The organism is Massilia sp. H6, assembly GCF_024802625.1.
Classification (GTDB): Bacteria; Pseudomonadota; Gammaproteobacteria; order Burkholderiales; family Burkholderiaceae_D; genus Telluria.
The window spans coordinates 352,745-371,622 of record NZ_CP103371.1 but is presented as its reverse complement, the minus strand read 5'-3'; the positions used below and the strand labels follow the sequence as shown (position 1 = coordinate 371,622).

Genomic DNA, 18,878 nt, shown 5'->3' with positions numbered 1-18,878 from the left:
GAAGATCGCCAGCGCCAAGCTGAGCGCGCCCCGCTCCGTTTAGTTAAGAGGGCGGCGCGGCTGCAGGCAAGCCCCGAAATCCTCGAAGGCGCCGTAAGCGAAAGACGCCGGGCGCGCCATCCCGCACAGGTCCAGCGGGCGTTCGGGCGCGCTGCGCCGGGGCGGCTGGTTTTTCCAACGCAGGTCAAGCGCGCCTGGTGCTGCAAACTGGCTGCGCTGCAGGTGCAGGCCGGCGTACAACGCTGCGATCGAGCTGGACTGGTTATCGCCTTGTCGCACCACTGCACCGTCACGGCTGGTAATGGCGCCGTCGATCACATTGCCCTCCAGCTGCGCGCTGCTTTCCGGGTAACGCACCTGCACCCCGGCGGTATCGAGCAGCGTGTTGTGCGCCAGCAGGCTGCCGGCGCCGCTGTTGACATAGATGCCGGCATCGGAGCAAGCCGCTACCAGGTTCGCGCGCATCACGCCGCCATCGTGCTCGGTAATGCATTTTCGGTCACGACAATACTGCTTGCCGGTGCCGCCGCCACCGAAAGACAGGCCGACCCGCTGACCCGGCAAGCCCTGCAGTTTTTGCTCGCACAGCACCACATTGCGTTCAAACACCGTATGTGCAGCTGCGCCTTTGGCGAAAGCGCCGTAGCTGATCCGGTCGCCATGAGCCTTGATAAAGTCAGTGATCAGGTTTGCGCGAATGGTCCAGCCGCTGGCGGCCACCAGGTCGATCGGCGTGACCGGATTGTGGGTCGGCCGCGGCGCGGTATTGGTCAGCGTGTTCGCCTCGATCAGGCCGTGGTCCGGAAAGCCGTCGCCGTTACCGTTGATCTTGAAATGAGCATTGAAATCGACGATGGTGTTGTTGCGGGCGACGAAATGCGCTCCGCGACCGACCACGTGGAACGCATGTTCGCAGTTTGCCGCGTGGGCGCAGGCGCCGCGAATCGAGAGATTTTCAAAGCGCCAATGCGGGGCCGCGACCACGAAGCCTTCGCTGGTGGCCAACTCGATGCTTACTGTGCCCGGCCGCTCCGCGCGCACCACGACTGGCCTGCCAACAGCGCCCGGCCGGTCAGCACGAAGGGGCCGGTCGATCAAGTACACCCCGGGCAAAAAGGTGATGACGTCGCCCGGAATGGCGGCCGCGAAGGCGCGCCGCGCCTCGTCTGTCGAAGCCACCGGTACCAGCTTGGCCGCGACCAGCGCCGCCACCGCAACGGGCTGGGCGCCGATCAACAGCGCCGGCAGCGCGTAGGGCGCCTGTGCGCCGCGGTCGAGCCGGCGCAGTACGGCGCCGAACCATTGGCCACTCGCCACGATCACGCCATTATGGCCGGACGTGCGTTTTTCTATATAAGGCGCCAGCGCACGCGGCGTGACGCCCTGGCCCTGCAAATACAGTACGCCGCCCATGGCCCCTGCCAGCCCCGCCAGCACTGGTACTGCCAGCAGCCAGCGCGCCTTCATGTGCCGGTCTTGATGCCGTGGCGCCCCATCAGGTCATACAAGGTCGGACGGCTGACACCCAGCACTTCCGAGGCCTTGACAATATTGCCGTCGACCCGCGCCAGCGCCTTGACGATGGCCTTGTACTCGGCTTCGTCGCGCACCTGGCGCAGGTTGAGCGGTTCTTCTTCGGCCGCTTCTCCCGGCAGGCCCAGGTCGTCGGCGACGATGGTGTTACCGTCGGCCATGATGACCGCGCGCTTGATGTAGTTTTCCATCTCGCGCACATTGCCCGGCCAGCCATAGGCTTCGATGGCCGCGATCGCATCTGGCGCAAAATGCAGCGACGGGCGCGATTCCTGGGCGCAGAACTTGTTCTTGAAGTGATGCGCCAGCAGCGCAGCATCGCCTTCGCGCTGGCGCAGCGGCGGAATCGTCACCACGATCTCGGACAAGCGATAGTACAAGTCTTCGCGGAAGCGGCCCTGGGCGCACAATTCCTTGAGCTTCTGGTGAGTCGCGCAGACGATGCGCACGTCCACCGGGATTTCTTCGTGACCGCCGATGCGCTCGATCACGCGCTCTTGCAGAAAGCGCAGCAGCTTGGCCTGCAGCGGCATTGGCAGGTCGCCCACCTCATCGAGGAAAAAGGTGCCGCCGTGCGCCAGCTCGACCTTGCCCTTGGTCTGCTTGGCCGCGCCGGTGAAGGCGCCTTTCTCGTAGCCGAACAGTTCGCTCTCGAGCAGGTTCTCGGGAATTGCCGCGCAGTTGATCGCCATGAAGCGCTCCTTGGAACGCGGCGACAGCTGGTGCAGCGCGCGCGCCAGCACTTCCTTGCCGGTGCCCGAGTCGCCCAGTAGCATGACCGAGGCCGAGGTCGGTGCCACTTTTTCGATGTTGCGGCAGACCTTGAGCATGCCGGGGTCGCGCGAGATGACGCCCGACATCGGCGAATCGGCCTGCGACTGCTGCATGCGGCGGTTTTCGTTCTGCAGGTTATGCAGGAAAAAGGCGCGCTGGATCACCAGGTTGAGCACTTCCGGGTCGCACGGCTTGTGATGGAAGTCGTAGGCGCCCATGGCGATGGCCTTGACCGCATTGGTGTGATCCTGGTTGCCGGTAAGGACGATGACGCGGGTCTCGGGGGCCAGCGCCAGGATTTGCTGCAGCGTCGCCAGGCCCTCGGTCGAGCCGTCCGGATCGGGCGGCAACCCGAGGTCCATGGTGCATACCGCCGGCTCATGGCGCCGGATCTGGGCCAGCGCCGCCTCGCGGTCGCCGGCGACCACCACGTCGTAGGCATCGAGGCTCCAGCGCAGCTGCTTTTGCAGGCCCGGGTCGTCTTCGATGATGAGCAGTTTTGGTTTATTCTGAGTCACGTTGTTCCTCGCATCATGCGGCGCGTTCGGCCGCAGGCGTTTCATGTTGGCAAAGCGGCAGTGTGACGCGGAAGGTGGTGCCCTGTCCCGGGCTGCTGCTCACCGCCAGGCTGCCGCCCAGTTCGTTGATATATTCGCGGCTTTCGAACACGCCGATCCCCATGCCGGCCGACTTGGTTGAATCGAAAGGCTTGAACAGGCGCTCGCGGATAAAGTCTTCGCTCATTCCTTCGCCGGTATCGGCGATCTCGATTAGCGCCTGCCCTGCCTCGTGTGCGACCCGGATCTTGACACTCCCGGTGCGGGGGGTGGCCTCGATCGCATTCTGGATCAAGTGCCCGACCACCCGCTCGAGGCGCTCGCGGTCGGCCAGCACGCACAAGGCTGGCTGGTCGACCTGTAGTTGCGGGCGTGGCTCGAAGGCACCCTTGAGTGCCACGGCCTGCCTGACGACTTGTTCCAGCGCCAGCGCCAGCGGCTGCTCGTGGTTCTCGGTGCGACTGAGCTTTTGCAGCATGATCTTCATCTTCTGCACCGAGTAGTCGACCGTCTCTAGCATGTCGGCCTGGAATTCGGGATTGTCCTTGTGCTTGGCGGCGTTGGCATTCATCAGCGACAGCTGCAGCACCAGGTTCTTCAGGTCGTGCACCACGAAGGTCGACATGCGGTTGAACGACTCGAACTGGCGCGCTACCATCAGGGCATGCGCGGCATCTTGCTGCGCCAGCTGGCTGGCGGCCTGGCTGCCGGCAATCTCGAGCACGTCGATCACTTCCCAGTTCAGTTTTACCGGGCTGCGCGCGTTTTGCAGCAGCACGAAGCCGAACAGGTGACCGTGCAAAATCAATGGCACCACCAGCCAGGCGCGCTGGTAGCCGCCCAGCCACGCCGGCAGCACCAGGGTGTCGTACTTATCGGGACTATTTGCGTACTCGTGCAGATCGACTACCCACTGGCTGGTCTCGAGGAACTGGCAAAACGCGGAATCGGCTGGTTCCAGCGCTGCCAGCGGCGGTATCTGCCAGTGCGCTACCGGCTCGTAGCGGCCCGACTCACCGCGCTGCCACAGCGCGCCGCCCGGACTTTCGACCAGCGCCGCCACTGCCTCGATGACCCGTTCGCCCAGGTCCGGGCCCGGCTTGGACAGGGTGCGCGTAAAGCGCATCCATTCTTCGCGGTAGTCGTAGTTGTAACGGTAGAAATGCTTGCTGATGAAGACTTTCAGGCGCGCCCGGAAGCTGCCCGAGAACAGCACCCCGATTAGCAGGATCAGCGCCGCGAACAGGAAGGTGACCTGCATGACCGTGCCCCAGCTGCCGCCGAAATAGCGCAGGTAGTAGCCAGCCGACCCCATTGCCAGCAGGTAGAGGGCCGAACCAAACAGCGTGGCCGAATGGAACATTGCGCGGCGCGACACCGACAGCGGCGACGACCACAGCTTGCTGCGTCCGAGCGAGACCGCAATCAGCGGCACCGTGAGTGCATTGACGATCCCGCGCGCCGCCCAGATGTCGGAATCGACACTGCGAAACAGCATCGTGTGACTGTACAGGTAGAAGTCATAGGCGAACATGGCACCGATGCCGAGGCAGGCGAACTTCACGGCCCAGCGCTCGTGCAGGGTGCGGTTGCGGTAGACGTGTTCCACCAGAGCCATGCCCGACACCGCCATCGCGACCCGTACCGCAATTGGCGTTGCGCCCGACGTATCGAGCTGCGTCAGGTTCCAGTGCCCCGAGAGCGCGGCGCCGAGGCAACCGAGATACACGAGCGCACCCAGCGCCAGCGCAGGTTGCAGGCGCATGGGCAGGCGGCTGTTAGCGTCGGTGAAATGGCCGCGCAAGACCACCAGGAACACCGACCAGCCGGCGTTGCGCAGCAGCTCGGCGCTTTCGGTCAGGGGCGACCACATGTGGCCAGCGGCCGCTTCCCAGGCCAGGGCTGCGCCCCACAGCACACTCGATAGGCAGGCCAGGCCGAGCGCGACGTCGTGGCGGCGCCGCTGGCGCACCGCCAGGGGGGCGCCCAGCACGAGGAAACAGATGGCTACCAGCGCATAGCTGTAGGCCGCAATGCTGGTCAGGGAAACATCCATGAGGTCGATGATGGCGGCGCGGCGGGAGGGCGGTTGAGTTGTCCCGGCAGCTTGCGCCGCCGGGGCGTAGACAGGTTAGCGGCCGCTGCGGAACAGGACGACCTTGAGGGTGTTAATCAGGATCAGGACGTCCAGGAACAGGCTGTTGTTCTTCACGTAGTACAGGTCGTACTGGAGCTTCTGCAGCGCGTCTTCAGCCGACGAGCCATAGCCGTAGCGTACCTGGGCCCAGCCGGTGATGCCCGGCTTGACGCTGTGGCGCACATTGTAATACGGGACCACTTCGATCAGCTGCTCAACAAAGTAAGGACGCTCGGGACGCGGGCCAACAAAAGACATCTCGCCCTTGAACACGTTGAGAATCTGCGGCAGTTCGTCGATACGGGTCTTGCGCATGAAGTTGCCGACACGAGTCACGCGCGGATCGTTCTGCGCGGCCCACTGCGGCTTGCCACCTTTTTCGGCATCGGCGCGCATGCTGCGGAACTTGTGTACATAGAAGGTCTTGCCATCCTTGCCGACCCGCTCCTGCGAGTAGAACACCGGGCCGCGGTCTTCCAGTCGCACTGCGATGGCGGCGGCCAGCATCAGCGGAAAGGCCATCAGCAAGATCAAGAGGCTGCATACCAGGTCGAAGGTGCGCTTCATGAAGGTGCGCACGAAGCTCTGGTCGAAGCCACCGCCAAACACCAGCCACGATGGCTGCAGCGAGTCGACCCGGATCTGGCAGGTTTCGCGCTCAAAGAAGGTGGCGGCGTCGGTGACGCGGATGCCCTGCAGCTTACAGTCGAGCAGTTCCTTGATCGGGAAGCCGCCGCGGCGGTTCTGCACCGACACCACGATTTCCGATACGTTGTACTGGCGCGCCAGCGACACGATGGAGTCGCCCTCGCGTACCTTCAGCAGATTCTCGGTGGGTACGCACAATTCTTCGCTCGGGCTCGGGATGAAGCCGGCGATCTCGTACTTGTGGTAATTCGTATTCTTGGCCGCCAGCTCACTGCACTCCAGGGCCAGCGGGCCGCCACCCAGGAACAGGATGCGCGACTGCAAGATGCGCGCCTCGGACGACTTGAAGAAGGCCATGCGCGCCAGGAAAATACCAATGCCCGCCAAAAGAAACACGACGGCCAGGGTGCCGCGCCCGAAAGACAGCTCGGGCGCCATGTAGAACACCAGCGCCAGGATGGCAAAGGCCATCATGAACGACGGCATCAGCTTCATGAAGAACGGATGGCGCAGCCCCTCGTCGTAATCGAGCTGGTACATGCCCATGGCGCTCATGCTGAAGATGATCGCCACGGTGAAGGCGACCGCCGAAGTAAAGAAGTGGTCGAGGTGAGACGCCGTTCCCATGTCACCGAATTGAAGCATGCGCAGCGCCGCCCCGATATAGGCGGCGCCCAGCAGCACGATCACTTCGACGAACAGCAGAAGAAAAACGATCTTCGACACGTAGTGGTTAGATATCCTGAACACGGTAGCCTCCCCGATTTTTATTGCTTGTTTGGTTGCGCACGGGTGTTCCTTGATGGCGCCAGGTGCTGCACATACCACGCCATCGCTTGCTGCAAGCCTTCGCCGATCCGGTGCGTCGGCTGGTAGCCCAGCAGGGTAGCCGCTTTCGCGATGTCCGCCTGCGAATGGCGCACATCGCCGCGGCGGAATTCGACGTATTGCGGCTGGTGTGCTTCCAGGTGCGGAAACTGCGCCCGCAACAGGTCGCGCATGGTGTGGTACAGCTGGTTCAGGCTGGTCTGGTCGCCTACCGCGATGTTGAACACCTGGTTGGCGGCGTCGCCGCCGGCCAGCGCCGACAACAGGTTCGCCTGCACCACGTTGTCGATATAGCAGAAGTCGCGGCTGGTCTCGCCGTCGCCGTTGATGCGCAGCACATCGTTGCGGATCAGCGCGGCCACCCACTGCGGGATCACGGCGGCGTAGGCGCCGTTCGGATCCTGGCGCGGGCCAAAGACATTGAAGTAGCGCAGCCCGATCGACTCCATCCCGTAGGTACGGCCGAACACGTTTGCATACAGCTCGTTGACATACTTGGTGACGGCATACGGCGAGAGCGGGTTGCCGATGCGGTCTTCGATCTTCGGCAGGTCGGGGTGGTCGCCATAGGTCGAGCTAGACGCTGCGTAGACGAAGCGCTTTACCTTTGCATCACGCGCAGCCACCAGCATGTTCAGGAAGCCGGTGACATTGACCTCGTTGGTCGTGACCGGATCGTCGATCGAGCGCGAGACCGAGCCCAGTGCGGCCTGGTGCAGCACGAAATCAACACCCCCGCAGGCCTGGGCGCAATCGGCCGGGCTGCGGATATCGCCTTCGATGAACACGAATCGCGTCCAGGCATCCTGGCCAACCGCGTCGCGCACCAGATCGAGATTGTGGCGATGTCCGGTTGCGAAATTATCCAGGCCGGTGACTTGCTGGCCGAGTGCAAGCAGCGCCTCGACCAGGTTCGAACCGATAAACCCGGCCGCACCGGTCACGAGCCAGTGGTAGCGGTGCTGCAGCAGGTGTTGCTGGGCGCTTTGAAACTTGTTCACGTTCGGATACTTTCTCGGTCACGCCGGCGCACGGCCGGCGTTGCCGCGGCGCTTGCGTGCCACGGGTGGTGCGGGACTTACGGCTTACAGGCGCCAGACGCAATAACCAGCTTCCTGCAGGGCCTTCGCATCGAATTGCGACTTCACATCGATGAAGCAGCCGTTTGGATTGAGCTTGGACTGGAAATCGGTCAGCGACAGGGCCAGCACTTCCTTGTGCGGCACCGCGGCGACGATCGCGTCGGCCTTCGGCAGACTATCCCAGCTTTCGAGCTTGATGCCATACTCGTGCTGCGCTTCGGCGGCATCGGCCTGCGGGTCGAACACATGCACCTCGACGCCATACGATTCGAGCTCGTGGACGATGTCGGCTACTTTCGAGTTGCGCAGGTCTGGGCAGTTTTCCTTGAAGGTCAGGCCGATCACATTGACTTTCGAGCCCTTGACGTTAAAGCCCGAGGAGATCATCGACTTGACGGTCTTTTCGGCCACAAACTTGGCCATGCCGTCGTTGATGCGGCGGCCGGCCAGGATCACCTGAGGATGATAGCCGACCATCTCGGCCTTGTGGGTCAGGTAATAAGGATCGACGCCGATGCAGTGACCACCGACCAGGCCCGGGCGGAACGGCAGGAAGTTCCACTTGGTACCAGCGGCCTTGAGCACTTCGAGCGTGTCGATGCCGATCTTGTCGAAGATGATGGCCAGCTCGTTCATCAGCGCGATGTTCAGGTCGCGCTGGGTGTTTTCGATAACCTTCGCGGCCTCGGCCACCTTGATGCTGGACGCGCGGTGCACGCCGGCGGTGATCACCGATTCGTACAATTGGGCGATCCGCTCGAGGGATTCGTCGTCGTCACCGGAAACCACTTTCAGGATCGTGGTCAGGGTGTGTTCCTTGTCGCCCGGGTTGATGCGCTCTGGCGAGAAGCCGACGTGGAAGTCTTGCTTCCACTTCAGGCCCGATTTTTCTTCCAGCAGCGGAATGCAGACCTCTTCGGTCGCACCCGGGTAGACGGTCGATTCGTAAATAACGATGGCGCCGCGTTTCATGTGCATGCCAACCGACTTGCTGGCACCGATCAACGGAGTAAAATCCGGATTGTGCGCCATGTCGACTGGGGTTGGTACGGCAACGACGATATAGTCGGCCTGGGCGAGTATCGCCGGATCGGTGGTGACTTCGAGGTGGCGTGCTGCTTTCAGTTCGTCAGAGGAGACCTCGCCAGTCGGGTCGACGAACTGTTTGTAGTTCTCGATCTTTGCGCTCGAAAGGTCGAAACCGATGGTACGCCCCTTCTTGCCGAACTCAACTGCGAGCGGCAAACCGACGTATCCCAGCCCTACCACGGCGACTACTTCATCTGCTTTCATTATCGGATTCCGTCCAAGAATTAAATTTTGCAATTATGCTAACTTCCAATATATCACGGAAGATTAGTCCTACTCAACACTACTAGGTAGATTTGGTCAGGCGCAACAACAAACGCCTCAAAACAATACTAAATTGACAACTATTGCTGAGCATATTGCTTTGCGGCTAGAAAATCTTTCATTTTCGATATGCTATACGCGCTCTCCACATGCATCCGTGGAATGTAATTTCCAATTAACAATAGTTGCTTGAGATTGACAGCGTCATGCCTTGAAGCTGCGACTGTTTCACTTATGCAAGCAAATTTGATTTTAGCATTTTCTGAAAGGCATGATTCTTGATGCTTCAATCGTGCTCCATGTTCAGTGGTCGTAGGAAACGCAACTTCGATTAAAATGTCAAGATTGCATCTTTTTATTGTACATAGAACATGTCTATTGACTTTCCCTGGGCCCTGGCCATCATCGCCGCACGCGAGTCCACACAGACCTTGAAGAAAACGATCGAGGCTGCCAGCATGGCATCGGCCAACCAGGAGGTCATCATCGATGTGCTCATCAACGGCAATCCTAGCCTGGCTCAGGAAATCGCCGCCTGGGCTCGAGCTCGGAGCTGCCCGCCAATTCCTGCTCTCCGGGTCTGGTCGATTCCACAAGGAGACAAGGCGCATGCCTGGAACGAATATGTTCACCGAATCTGGCCCGCCGGCCGGCCCGCCTTCTTTCTGGACGGTTATGCCCAACCGAGAACAGACGGCCTGTTGCAACTGGCCGCAAGCCTGACAGAGGCGCCGCAAGCCTTCGGCGCCACCGGCGTTCCCAGCAGCGGGCGGTCGGCCCCAGCGCTGCGTGACGAGATGCTGCGTATCGGTGGCTTCCACGGCAACATGCACGCGGTTGCCGGACACGCGATGGCGCAACTTCGTGCAGTCGGGTTTCGCCTTCCGCTTGGACTTTACCGCACGGATTCGCTGATCGGTGCTGTGTTGATGTTCGGCCTCGATCCTGCCGCGAACGCCTGGGAGCCGCGCCGGATTGTAGTCAATCCGAAGGCGACTTGGGATGTACCCGGCCAGGCAGACTTGAACATCAAAAATATTACAGGACAGTTCAAGCGGCGCTTCCGCCAGGCCCAGGGTGATCTCGAGAACCGCGCCGTGCGCGAACATCTTGCCGTCCGCAAGCTGCCCATTCACCTGATGCCGAAAACGGTGCGTGAATTGGTACTTTCCTGGATCGAGACACATCCCGACCAGGCGCGACGGCTCTATATAAAGAATCCATTACGCTTGCATGCGGCACGTCAGATGCGCGTATCACCAGACTGGTCGGCGGCCGAGCTTGCCCCGGAATTGCTGCACGGTGCCCATGTAAGGACGCCGACAGCGACCATGTAGTACGTGCTTGCGTTTATAGCAGCGTCAGCAGTGCCTTGCGGAACCTTCATTGCCAATAACGATAGCAGCCAGTACTGACATTAGCATCGCGACATAACCAGCGGACACATGGAAATTGCGAAGTTCATACCTAAACTTCGTCGTCCTGAAGCTTGACGTCGGGCATGAAAAAATCAACAAACGTGGAAGATGGTGCGGCTGGCGGGGATCGAACCCACGACCCTTGGCTTCGGAGGCCAATACTCTATCCACTGAGCTACAGCCGCATGAAAGGAAGGAAAGTGATGCGAAGGATACAGTCTTTCGCTCCCTGCGTCCATGGGCACGCCTATAACAACATTGAATTTCGTTACACTACAGCAGCTTTACGTCTATAATCGGCCCGTTTGAAGGCATTTGCAAAAAAGCATCGCAAACGCTGGTAGTGGCAGGTTTTTTTAATAGAATTAAGGAAATCATGAGCGACGCACACAATGAACACCAATCCCTGATCCAAACACCGAAGCAGCTCATTGTGGCAGTCGCGGGGTTTTTCCTGGTCATCGTCATCGGCATCATACTGCTCGTGATTTTTGCTACCAATGACCGACTCGTCGGGGCTGGTTCCAACAGCCAGAGCGCCGAGGCAATTGCAGCACGGGTGAGTCCGGTGGCCGAAGAAGGCTTCACACTGGTCGATGCGAATGCGCCGAAAGTGCTGCAGGCAGGTAACGCGGTGTATGTCGCTGTTTGCGCCGCATGCCATGATAGCGGCGCAGCAGGAGCCCCGAAACTGGGTGACAATGCCGGTTGGAGCACCCGTCTGGCGCAAGGCTACGACATGCTGGTCAAGCACGCGATCGAAGGTATCCGCGCCATGCCAGCCAAGGGTGGCAATCCGGAACTCGACAATCTCGAAGTCGAACGCGCTGTGGTCTACCTGGCTAACAAGAGCGGCGCCTCGTTCAAGGAACCGGCAGCGCCTGCTCCGGCTACTGCTGCTGCTCCTGCTCCTGTCGCTTCCGAACCCGTTTCTGCAACGACCCTGAGCGCTCCGGCCGCTGCACCATCCGGCGCCATACCCGACGCCGCGATGCCAGCTACTGCGGCTCCGGCCGTCGCATCCACTGCCGACGTCGGCAAGGCTGTCTACAACACCGCCTGCATCGCCTGCCACGGCACTGGTATTGCAGGCGCGCCAAAGACTGGCGACAAGGCGGCCTGGGCCGCACGTATCGGCCAAGGCAATGCCGTGCTGTACGAACACGCCATCAAAGGTTTCCAGGGTAAGGCCGGGATGATGCCACCAAAAGGCGGCTCGACCGCCCCCGATACTGACATCAAGGCAGCGGTGGATTACATGGTGATTGCTTCAAAATAAGTTGAATCCTCAACGGGCCCGTCTTGGACGGGCTTTTTTTTCGTCCGGTTGCGAAAACGTCAGCAAAAATTTTGCTAGAAGTGATTGCTATCAAATAACAGGTATTAAAAAAGCGAAAAGTTTGTGTTGCGCTAGGGCAAACTTCTATCCAATTCCGAATGGGAACTTGTGATTCCCCTGTGCATTAATTTTTCTTTGGCGTAACCTTTAGGTCTGACAGGGCGTACCAGAAACGCCCGCACTCCTGAAGAGATCCCAAATGAAATTTCCTACGCATTTACTGACGATTCGCACCGCTTGCACCGCCCTCATCAGTGCAGCCCTGGCCGCCTGCGGTGGTGGCGGGACTACCGCTCCTGAGCAAAAACCGCACTTGTCGGCAAGCATCGGAGGTTCCAGTTTGGCCACGACCTCTTATGTGCCGCAAAGCCGAGGCACTGCAACCGCAAGCACTACCTCGAGTACGAGCGACAGCGTAATCACCGACGTGCGTTTCGAAAGCACTTCCACTGCCGCGCAAACCAATGTACCGGTGACCTTTGGCCAGGTATTCGCTCCCGGCCACCTCGTTTCTACAGCTTCCCTTTCAGGCCGTCTCGACAACGGTCTCACGGTGCCCCTGCAGCTCGACGTCAAGGCAAAGCACCCTGATGGCAGTGTGCGTCACGCCGTCATCTCCGCCATTCTGCCTTCGCTGGCCGCCGGTGAAATTCGCACCATGACGCTGAACCACGCAGCAGTTGCCGCAGGCACCGCTACAAGCACCACTGGGCTGCTGGACTCGGGGTTCACCGCCTCGGTCAAAGCCACCATTGCCGGTGTCAGCTATTCCGCATCAGCCGATGAGCTGATAAAGAAAGCCCAAGCGGCAATCTGGTTGAACGGCGCGACCGCGAGTGAATGGCAGGTGTCTGCCCCACTGACGACCAGTGCCGGGGAGGCCCACCCTCACCTGACCGCGCGCTTTGCCGTGCGCTGGTATCAAGCGGTCAAGAAAGCCCGCGTCGATGTTGTGATCGAAAATAACTGGGCCTATGAAGCCGCACCGCAAAACCTCACTTATGACGCCGAGATTTTGGTAGGTGGCAAATCAGTCTATGCCAAGGCTGCACTAGAGCACTTCCACCACGCACGCTGGCGCAAAATGTTCTGGTTCAATTCGGCGACACCAGAAGTCAATATCAAGCACAACTCGGGCTATCTGATCGATACCCGTGCCCTGCCGAACTTCAACCGGACGCTGAGCATTCCAGAAAGTGTGTTGAACAATTTGCAGTCGCGCTGGACCGGGGCTGCCATCGAACCGATGGGTACGGGTCTCGCCGTCCCGTATATGCCGGCAACTGGTGGCCGTGACGACATTGGCATGCTGCCGCAGTGGGCCGCGGTCCACCTGCTGAGCATGGACCGCCGCGCGCGCGATGTCACCTTCGGCACCGCTGAGCAAGCCGGCAGTTATTCAGCCCATTATCGCGACAAGAAGACAGGCCAGCCGGTCAGCCTGATCGACTATCCCTACATGACGCTGGTAGGTAACCATGGCGATACCAAGAACCCGGCAACGAAGCAGTATGAGTCGTTCCCGACGTGCGCGACGACCACGTCTTGCAAGACTCCACTTGTCTTCGACATCTCACATCAACCCGCCTTCGCCTACCTGCCATACATGCTAACAGGCGACCATTTCTTCCTTGAAGAACTGCAGTTCTGGGGCATGTACAACGTGTTCAATTCGAATCCGGGCTACCGCGAAAATATCAAGGGTCTGCTCAAGCCGGAGCAGGTGCGGGGCCAGGCATGGGCATTGCGTACGCTGGCGGAAGCCGCGTACATCACGCCCGACGCCGATCGGCTGAAGGAGCACTTCAACCGCATCCTCGACAGCAACCTTGATTGGTATAACGAAAACTATCCGAACAACCCGAATGCCAACAAGCTGGGGGTAGTCACTAACGGTTATGCAATCGTTTATAGTAGCGGTCGCGGCATTGCACCATGGATGGACGACTTCTTTACTGCGGCAGTTGGCCATGCACATGAACTTGGTTTCACAAAGGCCACGACTTTGCTGAAGTGGAAGTCGCAGTTCCCGATTCAGCGCATGGTGGGCGAAGGCGCCTGCTACATCCGCGGCGCCATGTATTCGATGCTTGTCCGGGATAGCAGCACCAGTCCCTTCTACACAACCATCGGCCAAGCCTTTAGTGCCAGCGATGCAAAAGACATGCCAGCTACGTTTGCAGCCCTGGAGTGCGCAAGCGCAGAAATGGCAACCGCACTCAAACTGAAAGTCGGTGAAATGACGGGGTACTCATCTGCTTATGCGGGATACCCGTCGAACATGCAGCCTGCCCTGGCGTACGCCGCCGATGTCGGCGGTGTCGATGGTGCCAACGCATGGACCAAGTTCATGTCCCGCACCGTCAAGCCGAACTATTCGACGGGGCCACAATTCGATATCATTCCGCGTTAATGCAGTTTCCAAGCTGCCATGTGCTCGACCACGGTCTTCGGCGATCCGAAGCCAGACATGACCAAAGCGTGCCGCTGATCGAGCATCGCACGACAGGCAGACCGCGGGCGCCCGGTTAGCCCCCCCCCACGAAAAAAACGGCCGCGATCTGCATCGCGGCCGTTTTTCATCACCTGCCCAATCTACCCGTCACCAAATAATCACCCGATCCTTCGGCGCCAGATACATCTTGTCGCCCGGCTTGACGCCAAACGCCTCGTAAAAGCCCGGCTGGTTCTTCAGCGTGCCGTTGGCGCGGTACTGGCCCGGCGAGTGCGGGTCGGTCTTGATCTGGGCGATCTGTGCTGGCTCGCGCATCTTGGTGCGCCACACCTGGCCCCAGCCCATGTAAAAGCGCTGGTCGCCGGTCAAGCCCTTGATCACGGGCGCCTTCTTGCCCTTGAGCGAGAGCTGGTAAGCCTTGTAGGCAATCGCCAGGCCCGAATTGTCACCGATGTTCTCGCCCAGCGTCAGTTCGCCATTCACGTGATAACCCGGCAGCGGGCTGTAGGCGGCGTATTGGCTGACCAGCACCTTGGTTTTTTCGGCGAAGCGCTTGCCGTCTTCTTCGGTCCACCAGTTGCGCATGTTGCCGTCGCCATCGTACTGCGAACCCTGGTCGTCGAAACCATGGCTGATCTCGTGGCCGATCACGGCGCCGATGCCGCCGTAGTTCACCGCGTCGTCGGCTTTGGCGTCGAAGAACGGCGGCTGCAGGATCGCGGCCGGGAACACGATCTCGTTCAGTTCAGGGTTGTAGTAGGCATTGACGGTTTGTGGCGTCATGCCCCATTCGTCGCGGTCGATCGGCTTACCCAGCTTGTTGAGTTCACGGTTGTATTCAACTTCGCGCGAGCGCATCACGTTGCCAACCAGGTCGTCGCGCTTGACGCTTAGCGCCGAATAATCCTTCCATTTGTCCGGGTAGCCGATCTTGGGAGTGAACTTGGCCAGCTTGGCCTGGGCTTCCTTCTTGGTGGCGGGGCTCATCCAGTCGATGGTGTCGATCGACTCCTTGTAGGCCGTCATCAGGTTGTTCACCAGGGTTTCCATGCGCGCCTTGCGCTCGGCCGGGAAGTGTTCTTTCACATAGAGCTTGCCGACCGCCTCGCCCAAGCCGCTCTCGATTGTCGAAACAGCGCGTTTCCAGCGCGGCTCGAGCTGCGGGATCCCCGACAGGACGGTGCCATTGAAGGCAAAGCGCTGGTCGACGAAAGCCTTCGACAGGTAGCCGGCGTAGCCGTTCACGGTATGCAGCTGCAGGTAGGTCTTCCAGGTTTCGAGCGGCACGCGGCTCAAGACGTCGGCGAAGCCTTTCAGGTAGCTTGGCTGGCTGACGATCAGGTAGTCAGCCTTGCCTGCCAGGCCGGTGGCGGCCAGCCAGGCGTTCCAGTCGTAACCGGGCGCCAGCTCGGCCAGCTTGGCCAGCTCGACCTTGTTATAGGTCTTGATCGGGTCGCGGTTCTCGACCTTGGTCCACTGCACCTTGGCCAGCTCGGTTTCCAGCTCGACGATGGCCTTGGCATCGGCCGCCGCATTCTTGTTGCCGGCCATGGCCAGCAGCTTTTCCACGTGCTGCTGGTACTTGGCGCGGATGTCGGCCAGCTTGGCGTCGTCACCCTTCAGGTAGTAATCGCGGTCCGGCATGCCCAGGCCGGCCTGGTACAGGTCGGCCACGTATTTGGTCGAATCCTTGGCATCCTGGTGGATGAAGAACACGAACGGCACGTTCACGCCGATGCGGCCCAGGTGGGCAAAGGCCGCCGGCAGTTCGGACTTGTCCTTGATGGCGGCAATCTTGCCCAGTTCCTTGTTCAGGGGAGCGATGCCCAGCTGCTCCAGGCGGGCTTCATCCATGTAGCTGGCGTAGAAGTCGCCGATCTTGCGGGTTTCCGAACCGGCAGCCGCGCTCTTGTCGGCGGCGGCGCGTTCGATGATGGCGCGCAGTTGCGGCAGGGTGTCGTCGCGCAGCTGGTGGAAGGCGCCCCAGGTCGACTTGTCGGCCGGGATCTCGACCTTCTTGAGCCACTTGCCGTTCAGGTGCTGGAAGAAGTCGTCCTGCGGGCGCACCGTGGGCTCGACGTATTCCAACGCGATACCAGAAGAAAGCGCAGCCGATGGCGCGGCGGCCTTGGCGCCGCTCTTGGCGCTGGCTGCAGCGCCGGCACCAGATTCGGCCTGGGCCATTGAAGCCACCAAAACCAGCGCCGCGGCGCTGAGCAAATGTCGTTTCATGCGTCTGTCTCCGTATGTTTTCTATAGTCGTCATGCCGAACGGGCCAGCTTGCGCCGGCCCGTTCGGATTGTTGTTGCTAGCGCCAGATTACCAGATGATCACGCGGTCTTGCGGCGCCAGGTACATCTTGTCGCCCGGCTTGACATTAAAGGCTTCGTAGAACTCCGGCATGTTCATCACGGTGCCGTTGGCGCGGAACTGGCCCGGCGAGTGCGGGTCGGTCTTGACCTGGTTGATCTGCTGGGCTTCGCGCATCTTCGAGCGCCACACCTGGCCAAAGCCCATGAAGAAGCGCTGGTCGCCGGTGAGGCCGTCGATGACCGGAGCCGGTTTGCCGCCCAGCGACAGCTTGTAGGCCTTGTAGGCGATCGACAGGCCGGCGTTGTCGCCGATGTTCTCGCCCAGGGTTAGTTCGCCGTTCACGTTATAGCCTGGCAGCGGCGAGAAGCCATTGAACTGTTTCACCAGCTTGTCGGTCCGGGCCTTGAAGGCGGCGCGGTCGGCGTCGCTCCACCAGTCGCGCAGGTTGCCGTCGCCGTCCGACTGGCTGCCCTTGTCGTCGAAGCCGTGGCCGATCTCGTGGCCGATCACGGCGCCGATGCCGCCGTAGTTCACCGCGTCGTCGGCGCGCATGTCGAAGAACGGCGGCTGCAGGATCGCGGCCGGGAACACGATCTCGTTGGTGGTGCTGCGGTAGTAGGCGTTCACGGTCTGCGGCGTCATGCCCCATTCGGTGCGGTCGACCGGCTTGCCCAGCTTGTTCAGCTGGTAGTTGTAGCGGAAGTTCGCCGTGCGCATCGCGTTGCCGACCAGGTCGTCACGCTTGATGGACAGCTTCGAGTAATCGCGCCACTTGTCCGGGTAGCCGATCTTTGGCGTGAACTTGGCCAGCTTGGCGCGGGCTTCCTTCTTGGTCTCGGGGCTCATCCACTCGAGGTTGTCGATCGACTGGCCGTAGGCGATGATCAGGTTCTTCACCAGCTCTTCCATGCGCGCCTTGCGCTCGGCCGGGAAATGCTCCTTCACGTACAGCTTGCCGAGCGCTTCGCCGAGCGAACTTTCAACCGCGCCCACGCCGCGCTTCCACAGCGGCGCCTGCTCGGACACGCCCGACAGCGCCGTGCCGTAGAACGAGAAGCTCTGGTCCACGAAGGCTTTCGATAGGAGTGGCGAGAATTCACGCAGCAGCTGCCATTCGAAGTAGGACTTCAGGGTCGACAGCTCGGTCTTGGCCAGCACCTGGTTCAGGCCGGCGAAATAGCTCGGCTGGTTGACAATGATGGTATCGACCTTGTTGCCCGCGCCGGCGGCGGCCAGGGCCGCGTTCCAGTCATAGCCCGGCGCCAGCTTGGCCAGTTCGGCCACAGTCATCTTGTTGTAGCGCTTGACCGGGTCGCGGTTCTCGACACGGGTCCATTGCACCTTGGCCAGCTCGGTCTCGAAATCGACGATGTCCTTGGCCTGCTCGGCGGCATTCTTCTCGCCAGCCAGCGCCAGGGTTTGTTCGACGTGCTTCAGGTACTTGGCGCGCACTTCCGCCAGCTTGGCGTCGTCCTGCTTGAGGTAGTAGTCGCGGTCCGGCATGCCCAGGCCACTTTGCGAGATGTACACGGCATGCTCGCTCGACTTGCGCATGTCCTGGCTCACATAAATGCCATAGGGGGTCGCGACGCCGATCTTCGACAGGTGCGCCACCAGGTTCGGCAAGCCCTTCTTGTCCTTGAGCGAACGAATCTTTTGCAGCTCGTTGCTCAACGGCTTGGTGCCAAGCGCTTCACGGCGCGCTTCGTCCATGTAGCTGGCGTACAGGTCGCCGATTTTCTGGGTTTCAGACCCAGGCTTGGCGCTCTTGTCGGCCTGCGCGGCCTCGATGATCGCCTTGATCTGTGGCGTGGTGTCGTCGCGCAGCTTCATGAAGGTACCCCAGCTCGCCTTGTCGCTCGGGATCTCGGTGGACTTCAGCCATTTGCCGTTCAGGTGGGTGAAGAAGTCGTCTTGCGCACGCACGCTGGTGTCGATGTACTGCGTGTCGATGCCCGAGATCGGTGCGCCGGCTGCTTTGGCTGGGGCAGGATCTGCCGCAGTGGCGAAAGCCGCCATCATCGACAGGGTCAGGGTGCTCAATAGGAGTCGCTTCACGGGGGTGTCCTTACTTACTGGGAAGATTACTGGAAAATGAGCGGCTTATGGCCGTTCTTCAAGACCATGTTCATGATGGTGTCCCGGCTTGCGCCCACGGTCAAGGACGGCAAAAGCCCGGCTCATTCTAGCCCGTGTACATGGGGCGGCAACGGCGATCGGCGCTTTTTTACTTTTCGATACATGCAGGACGGCAGTTATCGTATATGCATGTGTTGGTGCGCCGCCACAGCATTGGGGCGGCACATGGAAAAAAGCCCGCGGAGGGGGCCGCGGGCAAGACCACTTCAAACAGTGGACAGAGAGAAAAAGCTGAATTCGACTATAAAACCGGGCCCTCGCGCTCGCTTAAAATCTTACATTTGCTTACCTCGCTCGCGGC

Annotated in this window: 11 protein-coding genes and 1 tRNA gene; 3 read left to right on the top strand and 9 right to left on the bottom strand. The window is 60.7% G+C overall.

Annotated features, from left to right (window positions below; genetic code table 11):
• Positions 1–39: 39 nt before the first annotated feature.
• From NRS07_RS01660 to NRS07_RS01635, 6 genes are all read right to left on the bottom strand, one after another.
• Positions 40–1,467 carry a right-handed parallel beta-helix repeat-containing protein gene (locus NRS07_RS01660; RefSeq protein ID WP_259210578.1) on the bottom strand — a complete coding sequence of 476 codons (1,428 nt, stop codon included), beginning with the start codon at positions 1,465–1,467 and terminating at the stop codon, positions 40–42.
• Positions 1,464–2,825 carry a PEP-CTERM-box response regulator transcription factor gene (gene prsR, locus NRS07_RS01655; protein ID WP_259210577.1) on the bottom strand — a complete coding sequence of 454 codons (1,362 nt, stop codon included), beginning with the start codon at positions 2,823–2,825 and terminating at the stop codon, positions 1,464–1,466. The genes NRS07_RS01660 and prsR overlap by 4 nt, the downstream gene beginning before the upstream one ends.
• A gap of 13 nt (positions 2,826–2,838) precedes the next feature.
• Positions 2,839–4,920 carry an XrtA/PEP-CTERM system histidine kinase PrsK gene (prsK, locus tag NRS07_RS01650; RefSeq protein ID WP_259210574.1) on the bottom strand — a complete coding sequence of 694 codons (2,082 nt, stop codon included), beginning with the start codon at positions 4,918–4,920 and terminating at the stop codon, positions 2,839–2,841.
• 75 nt (positions 4,921–4,995) lie between these two features.
• Positions 4,996–6,399: a TIGR03013 family XrtA/PEP-CTERM system glycosyltransferase gene (locus NRS07_RS01645; RefSeq protein WP_259210571.1), complete on the bottom strand. Its 1,404-nt coding sequence runs from the start codon at positions 6,397–6,399 to the stop codon at positions 4,996–4,998.
• 17 nt (positions 6,400–6,416) lie between these two features.
• Positions 6,417–7,478: an SDR family oxidoreductase gene (locus NRS07_RS01640; RefSeq protein WP_259210563.1), complete on the bottom strand. Its 1,062-nt coding sequence runs from the start codon at positions 7,476–7,478 to the stop codon at positions 6,417–6,419.
• A gap of 84 nt (positions 7,479–7,562) precedes the next feature.
• Positions 7,563–8,852: a nucleotide sugar dehydrogenase gene (locus NRS07_RS01635; protein WP_259210561.1), complete on the bottom strand. Its 1,290-nt coding sequence runs from the start codon at positions 8,850–8,852 to the stop codon at positions 7,563–7,565.
• Positions 8,853–9,283: 431 nt separating this feature from the next.
• On the opposite strand from NRS07_RS01635, the gene NRS07_RS01630 reads away from it, so the two are divergent.
• A complete protein-coding gene (locus tag NRS07_RS01630) occupies positions 9,284–10,249 on the top strand; it encodes a hypothetical protein (protein WP_259210554.1) in 966 nt (321 codons plus the stop codon).
• Between the two features lie 190 nt (positions 10,250–10,439).
• Here NRS07_RS01630 and NRS07_RS01625 read toward each other — a convergent pair.
• Positions 10,440–10,515 (bottom strand) — tRNA-Arg (locus tag NRS07_RS01625).
• A gap of 191 nt (positions 10,516–10,706) precedes the next feature.
• Here NRS07_RS01625 and NRS07_RS01620 point away from each other — a divergent pair.
• Positions 10,707–11,609, top strand: coding sequence for a cytochrome c5 family protein (locus NRS07_RS01620; RefSeq protein ID WP_259213436.1), 903 nt, complete (start codon positions 10,707–10,709; stop codon positions 11,607–11,609).
• A 259-nt stretch (positions 11,610–11,868) separates the two neighbouring features.
• Positions 11,869–14,082, top strand: a complete 2,214-nt coding sequence (locus NRS07_RS01615) for a hypothetical protein (protein WP_259210553.1) — start codon at positions 11,869–11,871, stop codon at positions 14,080–14,082.
• A 189-nt stretch (positions 14,083–14,271) separates the two neighbouring features.
• Here NRS07_RS01615 and NRS07_RS01610 read toward each other — a convergent pair whose 3' ends face one another.
• Together NRS07_RS01610 and NRS07_RS01605 are read right to left on the bottom strand one after the other, a co-directional pair.
• A complete protein-coding gene (locus NRS07_RS01610; protein ID WP_259210552.1) occupies positions 14,272–16,356 on the bottom strand; it encodes a M13 family metallopeptidase in 2,085 nt (694 codons plus the stop codon).
• Between the two features lie 88 nt (positions 16,357–16,444).
• Positions 16,445–18,457 carry a M13 family metallopeptidase gene (locus tag NRS07_RS01605; protein WP_259213434.1) on the bottom strand — a complete coding sequence of 671 codons (2,013 nt, stop codon included), beginning with the start codon at positions 18,455–18,457 and terminating at the stop codon, positions 16,445–16,447.
• Positions 18,458–18,878 lie beyond the last annotated feature (421 nt).

What these genes read in the sequence shown, in the direction of transcription:
- NRS07_RS01660 (WP_259210578.1), bottom strand. Translation starts at nt 1,467, where the DNA reads ATGAAGGCGCGCTGGCTGCTGGCAGTACCAGTGCTGGCGGGGCTGGCA.
- prsK (WP_259210574.1), bottom strand. Translation starts at nt 4,920, where the DNA reads ATGGATGTTTCCCTGACCAGCATTGCGGCCTACAGCTATGCGCTGGTA.
- NRS07_RS01635 (WP_259210561.1), bottom strand. Translation starts at nt 8,852, where the DNA reads ATGAAAGCAGATGAAGTAGTCGCCGTGGTAGGGCTGGGATACGTCGGT.
- NRS07_RS01630 (WP_259210554.1), top strand. Translation starts at nt 9,284, where the DNA reads ATGTCTATTGACTTTCCCTGGGCCCTGGCCATCATCGCCGCACGCGAG.
- NRS07_RS01620 (WP_259213436.1), top strand. Translation starts at nt 10,707, where the DNA reads ATGAGCGACGCACACAATGAACACCAATCCCTGATCCAAACACCGAAG.
- NRS07_RS01615 (WP_259210553.1), top strand. Translation starts at nt 11,869, where the DNA reads ATGAAATTTCCTACGCATTTACTGACGATTCGCACCGCTTGCACCGCC.
- NRS07_RS01610 (WP_259210552.1), bottom strand. Translation starts at nt 16,356, where the DNA reads ATGAAACGACATTTGCTCAGCGCCGCGGCGCTGGTTTTGGTGGCTTCA.
- NRS07_RS01605 (WP_259213434.1), bottom strand. Translation starts at nt 18,457, where the DNA reads ATGGCGGCTTTCGCCACTGCGGCAGATCCTGCCCCAGCCAAAGCAGCC.